Raw genomic sequence first — 16,856 nt, forward strand, 5'->3', positions numbered from 1 at the left:
CAGCTGATTTCAAATTTTTGCGATGTGAGTCTGATTATTTCAGATATGGTAAAAATTGCGCACCCTGCCTAAGATGTCTTCTCTGTGCTCAACAACTTATCAGGCTAATAATAATATGACCGACAGTAGCCAAAGCGCGATGCCGCCCGCCAAGGGCAGTGCGGTGAAAGGCACCGCCTTCTCCATCCTCGGCGCCATCAGCGTGTCCCACCTGCTCAACGATATGATCCAATCGCTGATCCTGGCGATTTACCCGATCCTGCAAGCCGATTTTCACCTCAGCTTCGTGCAGATCGGCATGATCACCCTGACCTATCAGCTGACGGCCTCGCTGCTGCAGCCGCTGATTGGTTATTACACCGATAAACACCCGCAGCCTTATTCGCTGCCGATCGGCATGGGCTTTACCCTGTCCGGCCTGCTGCTGCTGTCGGTGGCGAGCACCTTCCCGCTGGTGCTGCTGGCGGCGGCGCTGGTGGGCACCGGCTCATCGGTGTTCCACCCGGAATCCTCGCGCGTGGCGCGCATGGCCTCCGGCGGGCGGCACGGCCTGGCGCAGTCGCTGTTCCAGGTCGGCGGCAACTTCGGCAGCTCGCTAGGCCCGCTGCTGGCTGCGCTGATCATCGCGCCTTACGGCAAGGGTAACGTCGCCTGGTTCACGCTGGCGGCGCTGCTGGCGATCGTGGTGTTGCTGCAGGTCAGCAAGTGGTATCAACATCAGCACCGGGCAACTAAAGGGCAGCCGAAAAGCCCATCAACGCTGAAACCGCTGCCAAAACGTACCGTAGTCTACTCGCTGGGCATCCTGCTGGTGCTGATTTTCTCTAAATACTTCTATCTGGCCAGCATCAGCAGCTATTACACCTTTTATCTGATACATAAATTCGGCGTTTCGGTGCAGAATGCGCAAATTCACCTGTTCGCCTTCCTGTTCGCGGTGGCGGCAGGCACCATTATCGGCGGGCCTCTCGGCGACAAGATAGGGCGAAAATACGTTATTTGGGGCTCTATTCTCGGCGCTGCGCCGTTTACCCTTGTTTTACCTTATGCATCGCTCTATTGGACCGGCATTTTAACGGTGATTATCGGGGTTATTCTCGCCTCGGCGTTCTCCGCCATTTTGGTCTACGCCCAGGAGCTGATCCCCGGCAAGGTGGGCATGGTTTCCGGCTTATTCTTCGGTTTTGCTTTCGGTATGGGCGGATTAGGCGCGGCAGTTCTTGGTTATGTCGCGGATTTGACCAGTATCGAACTGGTCTACCAAATCTGTGCTTTCCTGCCGCTGATCGGCATTATCACCGCACTGCTGCCCAATATGGAGCATAAACCGCAATAACTCCGCGACTAGCCCGGATGAAATTACTTATTCGTCCGGGTTATCTTACGGATAAATCAATGTTATTTTCCATATCTGGCACAAAACCCCCTCATTGCCGCGCCTTAAGTGAAATCCTCTGTCTTTTTACAAAAAAGGCCAAATTAGCCAAGCAAGTCGCGCACAAATGCAATAAACTAAATGTATCTTTTCGTAACTTTGTTGCGTTTCTCCCGTGCCGCGATGCATAGCCAGAAGGAGTATGGATGCATAATTCAACACCGCTCATTACCACCATCGTCGGAGGGTTAGTACTCGCCTTCCTCCTCGGCATGCTGGCGAACCGCCTGCGCATCTCCCCTCTGGTGGGGTATCTGGCCGCAGGCGTGCTCGCCGGCCCGTTCACCCCCGGTTTCGTCGCCGATACCTCATTGGCGCCGGAACTGGCGGAAATCGGCGTTATCCTGTTGATGTTCGGTGTTGGCCTGCACTTCTCTTTGAAAGACCTCCTCGCAGTAAAATCTATCGCCATTCCCGGCGCCGTAGCGCAAATAGCCGTCGCCACCCTGCTCGGCATGGGGCTGTCCAAGCTGCTCGGCTGGGATCTGATCTCCGGCCTGGTGTTCGGCCTCTGCCTCTCCACCGCCAGCACCGTGGTGCTGCTGCGCGCGCTGGAGGAGCGGCAGCTGATCGACAGCCAGCGCGGGCAAATCGCCATCGGCTGGCTGATCGTCGAAGATTTGGCGATGGTGCTGACGCTGGTATTGCTGCCGGCCTTCGGCAACATGCTGGGCAACGACAACGCCAGCAGCAGCCAGCTGCTGATGGAGCTGGCACTGACCATCGGTAAGGTCATCGCCTTTATCGCGCTGATGATCGTGGTCGGCCGCCGCCTGGTGCCGTGGATCCTGTCCAAAACCGCCAGCACCGGCTCGCGCGAGCTGTTCACCCTGGCGGTATTGGCGCTGGCGCTCGGCATCGCCTACGGCGCGGTGAAGCTGTTCGACGTCTCCTTCGCGCTGGGCGCTTTCTTCGCCGGCATGGTGCTGAACGAGTCCGAACTGAGCCACCGCGCGGCGCATGACACCCTGCCGCTGCGCGACGCATTCGCAGTGCTGTTCTTCGTCTCGGTCGGCATGCTGTTCGATCCGATGATCGTGATTAACGAACCGCTGGCGGTGCTGGCGACGCTGGCGATCATCGTGTTCGGCAAATCCGCCGCCGCGTTCCTGCTGGTGAAAATGTTCGGTCACTCCAAGCGCACCGCGCTGACCATTTCCGCCAGCCTGGCGCAAATCGGCGAGTTCGCCTTTATTCTGGCGGGCCTCGGCATTGCGCTCGGCATGATGTCGGAACACGGCCGCAATCTGGTGCTGGCCGGCGCCATTCTGTCCATCATGCTCAATCCGCTGTTGTTCACCCTGCTGGAACGCTATCTGGCCAAGACCGAAACCATCGAAGACCAAATCCTCGAAGAGGCGGTGGAAGAAGAGAAGCAAATCCCGGTGGATATGTGCAATCACGCGCTGGTGGTCGGCTATGGCCGCGTCGGCAGCCTGCTGGGCGGCAAACTGGCCGAAGCGGGCATCCCGCTGGTGGTGATCGAGAACTCCCGCCCGCGGGTGGAAGCGCTGCGCGAACAGGGCATCAAGACGGTGCTGGGCAACGCCGCCAATCCGGAAGTGATGGATCTGGCGCGGCTCGACTGCGCGCGCTGGCTGCTGCTGACCATCCCCAACGGCTATGAGGCCGGCGAGATCGTCGCCTCGGCGCGCGCCAAGCGGCCGAATATCGAGATCATCGCCCGCGCCCACTACGACGACGAGGTGGCCTACATCACCGATCGCGGCGCCAACCAGGTGGTGATGGGCGAACGGGAGATCGCCAACAGCATGCTGAACATCCTGCAGCTGGACACCCTGAGCGAAGAAGAAAAAATGGGCGGCTGCCCGATCTGAAGCGCCACACGCGCAAAAAAAGGTCCGGCATGCCGGACCTTTTATTTTTCAGCGGGTTAACGCTCCCAGTAAGACTCTTCCAGGCTGTCTTCCCGCTCCGGCAGGCCGCGAGTGAGGCGCGGCGAATGCTGGTTCAACACCTGGTAGCTGACGCGGTTGGCGTATTTGCACACCTGCGCCAGAGAGGAGTAAGTCAGGTAGCTGCGCACGTGCTTGCTGGAGTTCGGCACGTTGTGGCGGTGATAGCCGTTGGCGGCGATATCGTGCAGCAACGCCGACAGCGCGCCGTCGCCGGCGCCGTTGGTGTTCATGATCTTCTCCGGCCCGCCCATATACGGCGCGATGTGCGAATAAACGCGCAGCGGATTTTCACAGTGTTCGCGGCGCATGGCGCGGCTGAATTCGTAGCGGTTGAACTCGGCGATATGCCCCGGCAGCAGCGGGTGCTGGGTCTGGCGCTTGTTGGCCTCTTCGGTGTAGCCCGCCATATACAGGCCGTTCGGCCCGGCGGTGCACAGCACCAGATCCACCCACTCCAGCGCCATGTCCGAGGCGGTCAGCGGATCGCTCAGCCCGGTCAGCTCCAGCGCTTCGTCTTCGTTCATCGCCAGAATCGTCACGTTTTCCTTCAGGAAGTCGCGCCACCACTGCGGATTGTCGGCAATGACGTACTTGGTGCCCAACGTCAACACCACCGGCACGTCGTGCTTTTTGGCGTATTCGATCGCCTGCAGGGTGGCGGCCTTCATCGGCTCCCCTTCCTTGCAGCGCACCAGATAAGAGCTCAGCACCAGCGCCGACGCGCCGGCGATCACCTCTTCAGGAATGCTTTCCGGGCGCAACTGGTTCATTTGGCCCGGGTTGATGGCGAAGGTGCGCTCGCCGCTTTCGCCAATCAACGTGAAACAGCGGCCGATGGCGCCGTCTACGCCCTGCAGATAGTTGAGATCGGTACGGCTGGAGGTATTGCACAGGTAACGGTAGGCGTAGCTGCCGATTTTCACGTTGCTGCACATCACGCCGAGCAGCACCGAGCGATCGTCCGCCAGCACCGAATAGTTGTGCATGGTATTGCCGATGGTGCCGCCGGCGAACTGATGGGTAACCAGGTTGTTTTCATTCAGTTCCTGATACAGCGCCTCGGCGACGTCGTCTTCGATCACCAGAGAGTGGCCCAGGCTCAGGCCGTAGCGCTGGACAAAAGCGTCGTCCACCTTCGCCTCGATATCCACCAGCGTCTGGTCGATGCCGACGATATACGAGGTGCTGATTTCACTTTCGGGCTGGGCCTGCTGCAGAAGCGGATCGCGGGCGCTCACCGGGAAATAGTGTTTGGACTTGCGTTTACCAGGAAATTTCATGTGATTGGCGGTGGTGGCGGTTTAACAAGCGGAGAATGTTAACACATTCCCGCCCGATCACGATGATTCTAATATACAGATTATTGATGATTAGAGGCGCTGCGCCACCAGCTGCTGCATCATATCGATATGCGCCGGCTCGTCGTTCAACGCAGAGATATACTCAAACTTCTCGCCGCCGGCCTCGAGGAAGATCTCGCGGTTCTGCTCCTTGATCTCTTCCAGCGTTTCCAGGCAGTCCGCCGAGAAACCCGGGCAAATCAGCTGAATGTGCTTCACGCCCTGCGCCGGCAGCCCCTTCAGGGTCTCATCGGTGTACGGCGTCAGCCACGGCTCGCGGCCGAAGCGCGATTGGTACGTCATCATCACTCGCTCCGGCGCCAGCGGCAGCGTGGCGCTCAGCGCTCGCAGCGTATCCTCGCAGCGCTGCGGGTAGTCGTCGCCCAGGCGCGCATAGCGTTTGGGGATGCCGTGGAACGACAGCACCAACCGATCCGGCTGGCCATGCTCGGCGAACGAGCGCTCCACGCTTTGCTGCAGCGCGGCGATGTAGGCCGGGTGTTCGGCGTAATCGCGGATGAAGGCCACAGAAGGCAAGCGGCGATAGCCTTTCAGCACCCGCGCTACGCCATCCCATACCGCCGCGCTGGTGGAACAGGAATATTGCGGATAGAGCGGCAGCACCACCAGGTTGGTCACGCCCTGCGCCAGCAGCTTGTCGATGGCTTCCGCCAGGCTCGGCGAGCCGTAGCTCATGCCCAGCTCCACCGGCGTATTCGGCATGCGCGCCGCCAGCGCCCGCTGTTGGCGGCGGCTGTACACCAGCAGCGGCGAGCCTTCTTCCATCCACACCGACTGATAGAGCTTCGCCACGCGCGGCGAACGGATCGGCAAGATCGCGCCGTTGAGGATCGGCCACCAGATCAGCGGCGCCGTGTCGACCACGCGATCGTCACTGAGGAATTCCTTCAGATAGCGTTTGACCGCCGACGAGGTCGGCGCATCTGGCGTGCCCAGGTTCACCAGCAATACGCCGTGTTTCTCTTGCTTCATCTCAGTTCCCCTCATTTCCTTTCCGGCCGGCATTCCGTTCTGGGTCGGGATGTCAGCAGCCATTAATGCCGGCTATTGTAACGGAAAAGTCGTGCATCGAAACCGATAACAGCAACAGGCTATGCCTGTGGGCCTCACCCTTGCGCCAGTCGCCACACCGCCGCCACGTTGCGCGCCGTCACCTGCAGATTGCGATCGGCGCCCGCCAGCGCTTCTTCCAGCGTCACGATGCCATCGAGCACCGAAAACGCCGCGTCGATGCCGTGTTGATGCACCACCTGGTAATCCGACGTCAGGCTGCCGGCGATGGCGATCACCGGCACGCCGTGGCGCTTGGCCACCCGCGCCACGCCGATCGGCGTTTTGCCGTGGATCGACTGGCTGTCCAGCCGGCCTTCCCCGGTGATCACCAGATCGGCATCGCGCACCGCCTCATCCAGGCACAGGGTTTCGGTGACGATCTCGATGCCCGGCCGCAAGCGCGCATTGAGCATCCCGAGCAGCGCCGCCCCCATGCCGCCCGCCGCGCCCGCCCCTGGCTGGGTGAGCACCGCGCGGCCGGTTTCCCGTTCCAGCAGCTCGCCATAGTGATGCAGCGCCGCATCGAGCTGCGCCACCATCTCCGGCGTCGCTCCCTTCTGCGGCCCGAACACCGCCGAGGCGCCCTTTTCGCCGCACAGCGGGTTATCGACGTCGCAGGCGGCGGTCACGCTCACCCGTTGCCAACGCGCATCCAGCCCGGCGAGATCGAGATGCGCCAGCTGCGCCAGCGCCGCTCCGCCCGCCGGCAGCGGCCGGCGTGCCTTATCCAGCAACTTCACGCCCAGCGCCTGCATCATCCCGGCGCCGCCGTCGTTGGTGGCGCTGCCGCCGATGCCGAGAATGACCGCCTTCACGCCGCGTTCCAACGCCGCCAGCATCAGTTCGCCGGTGCCGTAGCTGGTGGTGATGCGCGGATCGCGCCGGCCGGGCGGCGCCAGGTGCAGCCCTGAGGCGGCGGCCATTTCAATCACCGCGGTTTCGCCGTCGCCCAGCAGGCCATAGAACCCCTGCACCGGCTCCCCCAGCGGCCCGGTGACCGTCACCTGGACGATTTCGCCGCCGGTGGCCGCCACCATCGACTCCACCGTGCCTTCGCCGCCGTCCGCCATCGGCAGCTTCACGTAGTGCGCCTGCGGGTAAATTTGGCGGAACCCCCGCTCGATGGCGTCGGCGACGCCGAGCGCGCTCAGGCTCTCTTTGAAAGAATCCGGGGCAATAACCACTTTTTTCAGCGTTTTCATCACTGTTCCTTATCCCGCCAGGTTAAATACGCCAAACATCAGCGCCGAGATTGCCGCAATGGTGAACCCCACCAGCGTTTCGTACGGCAGCAGCTTCAGCCGCTCGTGTACCGCCATATTGACGCTGCCGCCGGTGGCGTGGAAGAAGCTGCCGTGCGGCAGGTGATCCAGCACCGTGGCGCCCGCATGGATCATCGCAGCGCCGGCCAACCCGCTCACGCCCAGCTCGAGCAGCGTGGAGCTGAACACCCCGGAAGCCACGGCGGTGCCGGCGGTGGTCGACGCGGTCGCCATCGACATCAGCGCGCCGGACATCGGCGCCAGCAGCCAGGCCGGCAGCCCGGTGTGCGTTAAGCCGTTAATCAAGACATCCTTCAGCGCCGAGTTGGCGATAATGCCCGCCAGCGTGCCGGTGCCGAGCAGCATGATCGCCACCGGCGCCATGCGCGACAGGCCGGAGACCATAAACTGATTGCACTGGCGGATGCGCCCCATCAGCAGCGCGCCCGCCAAGCCGCCGGCCGGCAGCGCGATCAGCGGATCGACGGCGATGCCGGCGATCGGCCGCAGCGACAGCAGCAGGATCGCCACCAGCGGCGCGCTGATCGCTGCAGCGAAGCCCGGCCGCGCCCCTTCGGCATGCTGAGTCAGCTCTTCGGCCATCACTTTGCTGCCTTTATCGCTCAGGCGGCGCGCCAGCAGATAGGCCACCACCAGGCCGCACAGCCCCGGCACGATGCCGGCCATCATTACCGAGGTGAGCGGCACGTGGAAATTGTCCGCCGCCGCGATGGTGTTCGGGTTGGGCGACATCACGTTGCCGGCCTTGCCGCCGCCGATCATCGCCAGCAGGATCGCCGCGCGCGAAATGCCGGCCTTTTGTGCTATCGACAGCGCGATCGGCGCGACGGTGATCACCGCCACGTCGATAAACACCCCTACCGCCGTCAGGATCAGTGTAGCCACCGCCAGCGCCAGCAGCGCGCGGGTTTCGCCCACCTTGCGCACGATGGTTTCGGCGATGGTGTGCGCCGCGCCGGATTCGATCAGCACCCCGGCCAGCACCCCCGCCGCCAGGATGCGCATCACGGCGTTGGTGATGCCCTGCGCCCCGCCGATCATCAGCGTTACGGTCTGCACCAGATCGGCGCCGCCGCACAGCCCGCCCGCCAGCGCGCCGGCGATCATGCCGTAAGCCGGCGGCACCTTGCGTAGAATCAGGACGATGGCGACGGCTAACGCCACCAGCGCCCCCAGAGTGGATACGGTTGTCATTGTTGTTTTCTCCGTGGTTGATGTGCAGGCCAACATATCCCGCGCGCCCGGCGTTGGCCTGAGGGGAAACAACAAAAAATCGCCGGGGGAACGGCGTGGAATTTGTGGGTTGGCACAACTCAGTCGTGCATCAGCATGCCGATATATAACCGCAGAGCGTCGGTTAATTGGTTGATTTTCATGCCGGTTATTGCTTCGATACGCTGCAGGCGATAGCGAAGGGTATTGACGTGGATATGCAGCTGCGCGGCGGTCTGCGTCTGATCACAATTCTGCGAAAAATAGTGGCGCAGCGTGCCGCGCAGCACGCCTTTTTCGTCCTGTTCGCCCAGCGTCCGCCAGGGGCGACCCAGCTCCTGCGCGCGCCAATCCTCCCCCAGATCGCACAAAAGCGACGGCAGCGGGTAGTCGTGGTAGAACAGCGTGGCGTGACGCAGTTTCAGGCGCTGCGCCATCGCCTGAGTGGCGCGCGCCGTCAGGCTGGAACGGTAGGCGCTTTGCGGATCGTCATAAAAACCGCCGACGATCAGCCGCACCCGGAAGCGGTGTTTGAGTTGGTTTTGCACACGCTGGGCCTGTTGGCGCTCCAGCTTCAGGCTCCATTCGCCCTGCACCATGCAGGCCGGGCGCAGCAGGGTCATTTCATTGAAGCCGGTAATGGCGATCAACGCGTCGCGCTGGGTGGCCTCCAGCTCCGCCAGCAGCTCGCGCAGCAGGTGCGGCTGCGCCTCTTGCAGCTCGACGATCCACACGATGCGCGCCTGGCACAGATCCAATCCCAAATACGCCGCCATCGCCGCCAGCGACGCGGTGTTCGGCTGGGGCTGCAGCAGCTGATTCGCCAGCTCTTCCCGGTAGCGTTTTTCCCACTGGTGCTGATCCAGCAGCGCCGCCTGCTCCACCATCATCTCCGCCGCCATCTTCACCAGCTCGGCGTAGGCGCGCACCTCGGCCGGTTCGCCGGAGATGCCGATCACCCCCACTCGCTGGTTGCGAAAGCTGAACGGCAGGTTGATGCCGGGCCGCACGCCCTTCAGATGTTCGGCGGTGGCGCGGTCGATTTCCACCACCCGGTTCTCCGCCAGCGCCAGCACGGCGCCTTCATGGCGCTGGAACAGGCGCTGCGGGTTGCCGGAGGCGATGATCACGCCGTTGCTGTCCATCACGTTGACGGAATGGCTGATGATGCCCATCGCCCGCTGGACGATCTGGCGCGCGGTGGCTTCCGCCAGAAGATTGGTTTGTCTGAGCATGCCCGCTCCCTGCTGAGGGTGAAAACGCAGGCTTGTTATACGCTATTTGGCGCGGGCGATTAACGGGCACGGCCGCAACAAGCCGCCGCGATCACAATTTGGCGGGAAAACGGCAAAAAAAACGCCGGGCCACAGGCTCGGCGTCATGCACAACGTGCTTGCGATCAACCGAGGATGGTCGCCAGCTCTGCGCTCACTTCGGCCACCTTGCGGGTGCCGTCGATTTTGCGGTATTGGGTGTTGCCCGCCGCCGCTTCTTTGCTGTAGTAAGAGATCAGCGGCGCGGTCATCTGATGGTATTCCACCAGGCGCTTGCGCACGGTCTCTTCCTGATCGTCCTTGCGCGTGGTCAGCTCTTCGCCGGTCACGTCGTCTTTGCCTTCCACCTGCGGCGGGTTGAACTTCACGTGGTATACGCGGCCGGACGGCGCGTGCACGCGGCGGCCAACGATACGGTCAACGATCAGCTCGTCCGGCACGTCGAACTCCAGCACGAAGTCCACGTTGATGCCGGCTTCTTTCATCGCGTCAGCCTGCGGAATGGTGCGTGGGAAACCGTCCAGCAGGAAGCCCTTGCGGCAATCTTCCTGAGCGATGCGCTCTTTGACCAGCGCGATCACCAGCTCATCGGTCACCAGCTTGCCGGCGTCCATGATCTCTTTCGCCTGCTTGCCCAGTTCACTGCCGGCCTTCACGGCTGCGCGCAACATATCACCGGTGGAGATTTGCGGAATGCCGTATTTCTCCATGATGAATTGAGCCTGAGTACCTTTACCAGCGCCCGGAGCGCCCAGCAGAATGATACGCATTGCGTAAATCCCCTTGCTATGTAGTTTTTATAAAATTGCGAAAACGCTCAACGATACCATTTCAGGGGGGGCAGGCTCAAGGCGCGCGAAGGAAATCGATTGCGGAATGTGCAAAAAAACGGACGAACAAAAAGCGAGAAAAGGCGGGGAAAAATCGGCAATGCGCCCCTAACGGTGCCGTTAAGGGCGCATATTTTCAGTTTCAGGCGGACAGCAACTTGTTCATGCGACGGATGAACAGGTTCGGATCTTCCAGCGTGCCGCGTTCAGCCAGCAGAGCCTGATCCAATAACAGGTCGATCCATTCGGCGAAATGTTCGTTATCGCCCACATCGGATGCGCGTTTGACCAGAGCATGCTCCGGATTAAGCTCGAAAATGTACTTCACTTCCGGCGCCTGCTGGCCGGCGGCGGCGAACAGCTTGGCCATCTGGGTGCTCATTTCGTCGGCGTCGGTCACCACGATCGCCGGCGTATCGGTCAGGCGGTGCGTCAGGCGCACATCCTTCACCCGCTCGCCCAGCAGGGTTTTCACGCGTTCGATGAACGGCTCCAGCTGCTTCTCGGCGGCCTTCTGCTCTTCGGTTTCATCCGCCAGTTTATCCAGCGTTTCATCCGCTTTGCTAACCGACTGGAACGGCTTGCCGTCGAATTCGGTCAGATAGCTCATCATCCACTCGTCGATGCGATCGGACAGCAACAGCACTTCGATGCCTTTCTTGCGGAACAGCTCCAGGTGCGGGCTGCTCTTGGCGGCGGCGTAGCTGTCGGCGGTGATGTAGTAAATCTTCTCCTGCCCTTCCGCCATGCGGCCGACGTACTCTTCCAGCGACACGGTCTGCGCCGAGCTGTCGCCGTGGGTGGAGGCAAAGCGCAGCAGCTTGGCGATCGCTTCCTGGTTGCCGTGGTCTTCCGCCGGGCCCTCTTTCAGCACCAGACCGAACTGCTGCCAGAATTTCTGGTAGCCTTCGGCGTCATCTTTGGCCAGCTTATCCAGCATCTGCAGCACGCGCTTGGTCAGCGCGCCGCGCAGGTTTTGCGTCACGCGGCTGTCTTGCAGGATCTCGCGCGACACGTTCAGCGGCAGATCGTTGGAGTCGATCAGGCCGCGCACGAAGCGCAGGTAGTTCGGCATGAACTGCTCGGCGTCGTCCATGATGAACACGCGCTGCACGTACAGCTTCAGACCATGCTTGTGATCGCGGTTCCACATGTCCCACGGCGCCTGCGCCGGGATATACAGCAGGCTGGTGTACTCCTGCTTGCCTTCTACCCGGTTGTGGCTCCAGCTCAGCGGATCGGTGAAGTCGTGGGCGATGTGCTTGTAGAACTCTTTGTACTCTTCGTCGGTCACGTCAGCCTTGCTGCGGGTCCACAGGGCCTGCGCCTTGTTGATCTTCTCCCAGGTGACGGTGTCGTCTTCTTCGTTTTTGCTTTCGATCTCCACCGGCAGGGCGATGTGATCGGAATATTTGCCGATCACCGAGCGCAGGCGCCAGGCGTCGAGGTACTCATCTTCGCCTTCGCGCAGATGCAGGGTGATTTCGGTGCCGCGCGTCTCTTTGGTGATGTCGGCGATGGTGTAGTCGCCTTCGCCGGCAGACTCCCAGAACACGCCTTCGTCATCGGCGGCGCCGGCGGCGCGGGTGCGCACGGTCACTTTGTCCGCCACGATGAACGCCGAGTAGAAACCGACGCCGAACTGGCCGATCAGCTGGCTGTCTTTCGCCTGATCGGAGCCGATGGATTCCAGGAACGCTTTGGTGCCGGACTTAGCGATGGTGCCGAGGTTTTCGATCACTTCTTCGCGGCGCATGCCGATGCCGTTGTCGGCGATGGTCAGGGTGCGCTGCTCTTTATCGAAGGACAAGCGTACGCGCAGCTCGCCGTCGCCGGCGTACAGCTCTGGCGCGGACAGGGCGCGGAAGCGCAGCTTGTCGGCGGCGTCAGAGGCGTTGGAAATCAGCTCGCGCAGGAAAATTTCTTTGTTGGAGTACAGCGAATGGATCATCAAATGAAGCAGCTGTTTTACTTCAGACTGGAACCCGCGGGTTTCTTGACCTTTCATACTCATTGATTACCTCAAAAGACAATGGCTACCAAAATCGAACAATGAGGATCAGATGAGGGTCAGGGTATTGTTTTTCAAGCGGACGGCGGGAGATTTTTGGCAAAAAAATGACGGGGCCGAACGGCCCCATCCGGAAAAACATCAGAACTTGATGGCGTGACGCCCGGCCAGCGAATGCGACAGCGTGGTGCCGTCGACCATCTCCAGCTCGCCGCCCACCGGCACGCCGTGGGCGATGCGGCTGGCGAGCACGCCATACTGGCCGCACATCTCGGCGATGTAGTTGGCGGTCGCTTCCCCTTCCACCGTCGGGTTGGTGGCGAGGATCACTTCGGTGATGCTCTCCTTTTCCAGCCGTTGCTCCAGGCGATCCAGACCGATATCGCCCGGCCCGATGCCGTCCAGCGGCGACAGATGCCCCATCAGCACAAAGTAGCGCCCGGCGAACTGGCCGGTCTGCTCGATGGCGTGGATATCCGCCGGGCTTTCCACCACGCAAATCTGGCCGTTTTGCTGACGGCGCGGATTGGCGCAGATGGTGCAGACGTCCTGCTCGGTGAAGGTGCGGCAGTCGGCGCAGTGGCCGATTTCCGACATCGCGCGCGTCAACGCCTGCGCCAGGCGCATGCCGCCGCTGCGATCGCGCTGCAGCAGCTGAAACGCCATGCGCTGCGCCGATTTCGGGCCGACGCCCGGCAGGCAGCGCAGCGCCTCCATCAGGGATTCAAGGAGCGGGCTGGTTTGCATCAGAACGGCATCTTGAAGCCAGGCGGCAACTGCATGCCGCTGGAGACGGAGGCCATCTTCTCTTTCTGGGTCTCTTCGATGCGGCGCGCGGCGTCGTTGAACGCGGCGGCGATCAGATCTTCCAGCATCTCTTTGTCGTCTTCCATCAGGCTAGGATCGATCTCCACGCGGCGGCAGTTGTGCGCGCCGTTGATGGTGACCTTCACCAGGCCCGCGCCAGACTCGCCGGTCACTTCCAATTTGGCGACTTCTTCCTGCATCTGCTGCATTTTTTCTTGCATTTGCTGGGCTTGCTTCATCAGGTTGCCCAGACCGCCTTTACCAAACATAGTCGTCTCTCGTCGCTAGGGCCGCGCACCTCGCGCGGCGTTTAAAGGGGGCGAATACTCTCTTCATCCAGATCCGCGTCGAAGAACCGGCACAGCGTCTGAATATGGGTATCCGCAACGATGGACTGGCGCGCCTGCGCCAGCTTTTCTTCATAGATGGCTTGTCGCCATTCCAGCGGGGTGCGCTCCGCCGGATTATCGTCCTCTATCACGGTCAGCTCGATCGGGCTGCCGTACAGCTCGCCGAGCGCTTCGGCCAGCGTCTTCTGCGCCGAAGGCGAATTCAGATGACGCTGCGAAGACCGCAGATGGAGGCAAATCTTGCCCGCTTCCGGCTGCTGCTTGAAGGCGTTCAACGCCAGCTGCTGCACCAGTTTCGGGATCTTCAGCCTGTCGATTTCCGCCGCCCAGGCGTCGCGCTCCAGCGACTCCACCACCAGCTTGGCGGCCAGCTCCGGCGTTTTCTCGTGCTCCAACGCCGTGCGCAACGCTTTCGGCGTCGCCAGCGGTTCCGGCGCCGCTTCCGGCTCGGTCTGCGCGCGCCAGCGATAGGCTTCCGGCTTGGCCGGTTTTTCCGGCACCTTCTTCTCCGCCAGACGCTGCTGGCTACGCTCGGTCACGGAAGCCAAACGCCCCAGCGCCGAGTTTGCCGGCCGCGCTATTCCTGGCGCCGCCGGCTCATTCTTTTTTGGTGTGGATGCTCCCTGCTGCCGCTGCAGCTGGGACCGCGCTTTCAACAGCTGGGCGGTGGCATCCGGTAATGGGGTCGATGATTGCCGCGACGGCGCGGCCGGCTGCCCTAGCGGCGGCGCGTCCTGAAACTGCGGCGGCTGTTGCGATGCGGCGGCCTGCGGCTGCGCCATCGGCGCCGGCGCGGTCTGCACCAACGCCACCGGCTCCGGGATCACCGCTTTCGGGTGAAACGCCAGCGCGCGCAGCAGGGTCATCTCAACCCCCATGCGGCGATCCGGCGCATAGGCCAGCTCTTTGCGGCCGACCAACAGCGTCTGGTAGTAAAGTTGCACATCGGCCGGCGGCAGGGTGCGCGCCAGCTCGCGCAGCCGTTGTTCCACGGCGGCGTACTGATTGTCGAGCATCGAAGGCAGCAGCTGCACCATCGCAATGCGGTGCAGCAGCGCCAGCGTCTCCACCAGCAGGTTTTCCCAGTCCACGCCGCGCGAAGCGGCCTGTGCGACCTGAGCCATCACCTTTTCGCCGTCGGCGCTGACCAGCGCTTCGAGGATCGCCAGCGGCTGTTCGTCATCGAGCGTGCCGAGCATCTGGCTGACGGTGGCGGCGGTCACCTGCCCCTGCCCCATGGCGATCGCCTGATCGGTCAGGCTCAGCGCATCGCGCATGCTGCCGTCGGCGGCGCGCGCCAGCAGCTGCAGCGCGCGGGCGTCGCTGGTGATCTGCTCCGCCGTCAGCACCGTTTCCAGCTGCTGGCGGATCTGATCGACGTCCAGCGCCTTGAGGTGGAATTGCAGACAGCGCGAGAGAATGGTCACCGGCAGCTTTTGCGGATCGGTGGTGGCCAACAGGAATTTGACGTGCGGCGGCGGCTCTTCCAGCGTCTTGAGCAACGCGTTGAAGCTGTGGCGCGAGAGCATGTGCACTTCATCGATCAGGTAGACCTTGAAGCGGCCGCGCGCCGGCGCGTACTGAACGTTGTCCAGCAGATCGCGGGTATCTTCCACCTTGGTTCGGGAAGCGGCGTCGATCTCGATCAGATCGACGAAGCGCCCCTGCTCGATCTCGCGGCAGTTGTCGCATTGGCCGCACGGCGTGGCGGTGATGCCGGTTTCACAGTTCAGGCCTTTGGCCAGCAGGCGCGCGATGGTGGTTTTCCCCACGCCGCGCGTGCCCGAGAACAGATAGGCGTGATGGATCCGCCCCAGCGAGAGGCCGTTGGCCAGCGCGGTCAGGACATGTTCCTGGCCGACCACGTCTGCGAACGTTTGAGGGCGCCACTTACGGGCGAGAACCTGATAGCTCATTAATACCGGAGAAGTCGAGGAATCTGGAGGGTCATGCTAACACAGCCCCGCGGCGATCCGCGAGGCCGTTGTGCCCAAGGGGCGATGCCGCATCAATGGCCGGCGAAGTCCACCAGGCAGTAGCAGTCGATGCCCAGCTTGTTCAGACGCGCTTCCCCGCCCAGATCCGGCAGGTTGATGATGAATGCGGCGTCGTTCACTTCACCGCCCAGGCGGCGGATCAGTTTGGTGGTCGCTTCGATGGTGCCGCCGGTCGCCAGCAGATCGTCCACCACCAGCACTTTGTCACCCGCGGTGATGGCGTCGGTGTGGATCTCCAGCTTGTCGGTGCCGTACTCCAGCTCATAGCTTTCGCTGAGCGTGGCGCGCGGCAGTTTGCCCGGTTTGCGCACCGGCACGAAACCGACGCCCAACGCCAGCGCGACGGGCGCGCCGAACAGGAAACCACGCGCTTCGGTACCCACCACCTTGGTCACGCCCGCTTCGCGATAGCGCTCAACCAGCAGCTCGATGCTGGCGGCGTAGGCCAACGGGTTTTCCAGCAGGCTGGTCACGTCGCGGAACAGGATGCCCGGCTTCGGATAATCCGGGATGGTTTTGATACTGTCTTTAATAAACTGAAGCTGCTGCGCAGTAGCGGTCATAATTGTTGCCTGATAAAACTGCCTGAAAACCGGCGCGCCGCTCACCCGCCGCCGCCGGGTGAAACACACCGGAGATGAAATGGCAGGCGATCCGCGCACGAAAACGCCCAAATCTATGCAAACTGGCGGACAAATGCAACTCTCCCCTGCATCTTTCAACCCGCAGCGTTGTTGACTGCACGCATTCCCCCCGGTCACTTACCTAAGTAAGCTCCCGGGGATGCCTGCGTTTGTCGTCTAGCTGCGGCTTGAAAGCTATTGGGGAGTTTAAGGGACAATCAGCGCTGTTTTTGTTGCGGCAGGTCAATAACCGGCAGGCGCAGCATAAAGGTCAGCAAAATGGCCAGCATCAGCAGCAACAGCCCGCGCACCCACCAGATTTTCACCAGCCACAGCGAACAGGCGAAGGTGAGCACGATCACCAGCACCGCCTTCCACTTCGCTCCCGGCGGCAGCGCGCGATGCTGTTGCCAGTGGCGCAGGTAGGGGCCGAACCAGGAGCGGTGCAGCAGCCAGTGATGAAAGCGCGGCGAAGAGCGGGCGAAACACCAGGCGGCCAACAGCAGAAACGGCGTGGTCGGCAACAGCGGCAGCACCACGCCCAACGTCGCCAGCACCACCGCCAGCCAGCCCAAAATGATCAATAACCCACGCGTCATGCGGCTCTTCGCTCCTCAATCGGTTGCCGCCTACTGTAGCATCGGCGCCGCGCCGGCGGAATATGCGTGCGGCGCTTGTTTCACGGCAGGATCGCGGGCAAG

General features: G+C 62.1%; 14 protein-coding genes and 1 other annotated feature. Of the genes, 2 read left to right on the forward strand and 12 right to left on the reverse strand.

All coding sequences use genetic code 11. The features are described from left to right. The first annotated feature begins 115 nt into the window (after positions 1-115). Together ACJ8HN_RS12445 and ybaL are read left to right on the forward strand one after the other, a co-directional pair. The gene (locus ACJ8HN_RS12445) at positions 116-1,336 is read left to right on the forward strand and encodes an MFS transporter (protein ID WP_033637357.1); all 1,221 of its coding nucleotides are present in this window, start codon (positions 116-118) and stop codon (positions 1,334-1,336) included. 245 nt (positions 1,337-1,581) lie between these two features. Then, a complete protein-coding gene (ybaL, locus tag ACJ8HN_RS12450; protein WP_033637356.1) occupies positions 1,582-3,273 on the forward strand; it encodes a YbaL family putative K(+) efflux transporter in 1,692 nt (563 codons plus the stop codon). 56 nt (positions 3,274-3,329) lie between these two features. Here the strand turns inward: ybaL and ACJ8HN_RS12455 are convergent, their stop codons facing one another. The 12 genes from ACJ8HN_RS12455 to ACJ8HN_RS12510 form a co-directional block, all read right to left on the reverse strand. Next, a complete protein-coding gene (locus tag ACJ8HN_RS12455) occupies positions 3,330-4,634 on the reverse strand; it encodes an inosine/guanosine kinase (RefSeq protein WP_033647265.1) in 1,305 nt (434 codons plus the stop codon). A 90-nt stretch (positions 4,635-4,724) separates the two neighbouring features. After that, a complete protein-coding gene (gene hemH / locus ACJ8HN_RS12460) occupies positions 4,725-5,687 on the reverse strand; it encodes a ferrochelatase (protein WP_033637355.1) in 963 nt (320 codons plus the stop codon). 134 nt (positions 5,688-5,821) lie between these two features. Beyond that, on the reverse strand, positions 5,822-6,970 hold the full coding sequence (locus ACJ8HN_RS12465; protein ID WP_442523477.1) for a glycerate kinase: 1,149 nt from the start codon (positions 6,968-6,970) through the stop codon (positions 5,822-5,824). A 9-nt stretch (positions 6,971-6,979) separates the two neighbouring features. Continuing rightward, complete coding sequence (locus tag ACJ8HN_RS12470; RefSeq protein WP_442523478.1) at positions 6,980-8,245, reverse strand: GntP family permease; 1,266 nt, start codon at positions 8,243-8,245, stop codon at positions 6,980-6,982. A gap of 119 nt (positions 8,246-8,364) precedes the next feature. Beyond that, complete coding sequence (locus ACJ8HN_RS12475) at positions 8,365-9,498, reverse strand: sugar diacid recognition domain-containing protein (RefSeq protein WP_442523479.1); 1,134 nt, start codon at positions 9,496-9,498, stop codon at positions 8,365-8,367. A gap of 164 nt (positions 9,499-9,662) precedes the next feature. After that, positions 9,663-10,307, reverse strand: coding sequence for an adenylate kinase (gene adk, locus ACJ8HN_RS12480; RefSeq protein ID WP_004940261.1), 645 nt, complete (start codon positions 10,305-10,307; stop codon positions 9,663-9,665). Between the two features lie 202 nt (positions 10,308-10,509). Next, on the reverse strand, positions 10,510-12,375 hold the full coding sequence (htpG, locus tag ACJ8HN_RS12485) for a molecular chaperone HtpG (RefSeq protein ID WP_033637352.1): 1,866 nt from the start codon (positions 12,373-12,375) through the stop codon (positions 10,510-10,512). Between the two features lie 144 nt (positions 12,376-12,519). Next, complete coding sequence (gene recR, locus ACJ8HN_RS12490) at positions 12,520-13,125, reverse strand: recombination mediator RecR (RefSeq protein WP_004940263.1); 606 nt, start codon at positions 13,123-13,125, stop codon at positions 12,520-12,522. Next, positions 13,125-13,454, reverse strand: coding sequence for a YbaB/EbfC family nucleoid-associated protein (locus ACJ8HN_RS12495; protein ID WP_004940264.1), 330 nt, complete (start codon positions 13,452-13,454; stop codon positions 13,125-13,127). Before ACJ8HN_RS12495 ends, recR begins: the two co-directional genes overlap by 1 nt. A 41-nt stretch (positions 13,455-13,495) precedes the next feature. Then, positions 13,496-15,451, reverse strand: coding sequence for a DNA polymerase III subunit gamma/tau (gene dnaX / locus ACJ8HN_RS12500; protein ID WP_060420353.1), 1,956 nt, complete (start codon positions 15,449-15,451; stop codon positions 13,496-13,498). After that, positions 14,099-14,163: a sequence feature (DnaX frameshifting element), on the reverse strand. Its footprint overlaps the gene before it by 65 nt. A gap of 92 nt (positions 15,452-15,543) precedes the next feature. Beyond that, positions 15,544-16,095, reverse strand: a complete 552-nt coding sequence (gene apt, locus ACJ8HN_RS12505) for an adenine phosphoribosyltransferase (protein ID WP_015376864.1) — start codon at positions 16,093-16,095, stop codon at positions 15,544-15,546. A gap of 278 nt (positions 16,096-16,373) precedes the next feature. Beyond that, positions 16,374-16,754: a DUF454 family protein gene (locus ACJ8HN_RS12510; RefSeq protein ID WP_004940275.1), complete on the reverse strand. Its 381-nt coding sequence runs from the start codon at positions 16,752-16,754 to the stop codon at positions 16,374-16,376. Between the last annotated feature and the right edge of the window lie 102 nt (positions 16,755-16,856).

The sequence above is a fragment of the Serratia sp. CY29653 genome, assembly GCF_052169255.1.
GTDB lineage: Bacteria > Pseudomonadota > Gammaproteobacteria > Enterobacterales > Enterobacteriaceae > Serratia > Serratia sarumanii.

Excerpts from the sequence above, each read along its gene's own strand:
- ACJ8HN_RS12445 (WP_033637357.1), top strand. The coding sequence starts at position 116 with ATGACCGACAGTAGCCAAAGCGCGATGCCGCCCGCCAAGGGCAGTGCG.
- ybaL (WP_033637356.1), top strand. The coding sequence starts at position 1,582 with ATGCATAATTCAACACCGCTCATTACCACCATCGTCGGAGGGTTAGTA.
- ACJ8HN_RS12455 (WP_033647265.1), bottom strand. The coding sequence starts at position 4,634 with ATGAAATTTCCTGGTAAACGCAAGTCCAAACACTATTTCCCGGTGAGC.
- hemH (WP_033637355.1), bottom strand. The coding sequence starts at position 5,687 with ATGAAGCAAGAGAAACACGGCGTATTGCTGGTGAACCTGGGCACGCCA.
- ACJ8HN_RS12465 (WP_442523477.1), bottom strand. The coding sequence starts at position 6,970 with ATGAAAACGCTGAAAAAAGTGGTTATTGCCCCGGATTCTTTCAAAGAG.
- ACJ8HN_RS12470 (WP_442523478.1), bottom strand. The coding sequence starts at position 8,245 with ATGACAACCGTATCCACTCTGGGGGCGCTGGTGGCGTTAGCCGTCGCC.
- ACJ8HN_RS12475 (WP_442523479.1), bottom strand. The coding sequence starts at position 9,498 with ATGCTCAGACAAACCAATCTTCTGGCGGAAGCCACCGCGCGCCAGATC.
- adk (WP_004940261.1), bottom strand. The coding sequence starts at position 10,307 with ATGCGTATCATTCTGCTGGGCGCTCCGGGCGCTGGTAAAGGTACTCAG.
- htpG (WP_033637352.1), bottom strand. The coding sequence starts at position 12,375 with ATGAAAGGTCAAGAAACCCGCGGGTTCCAGTCTGAAGTAAAACAGCTG.
- recR (WP_004940263.1), bottom strand. The coding sequence starts at position 13,125 with ATGCAAACCAGCCCGCTCCTTGAATCCCTGATGGAGGCGCTGCGCTGC.
- ACJ8HN_RS12495 (WP_004940264.1), bottom strand. The coding sequence starts at position 13,454 with ATGTTTGGTAAAGGCGGTCTGGGCAACCTGATGAAGCAAGCCCAGCAA.
- dnaX (WP_060420353.1), bottom strand. The coding sequence starts at position 15,451 with ATGAGCTATCAGGTTCTCGCCCGTAAGTGGCGCCCTCAAACGTTCGCA.
- apt (WP_015376864.1), bottom strand. The coding sequence starts at position 16,095 with ATGACCGCTACTGCGCAGCAGCTTCAGTTTATTAAAGACAGTATCAAA.
- ACJ8HN_RS12510 (WP_004940275.1), bottom strand. The coding sequence starts at position 16,754 with ATGACGCGTGGGTTATTGATCATTTTGGGCTGGCTGGCGGTGGTGCTG.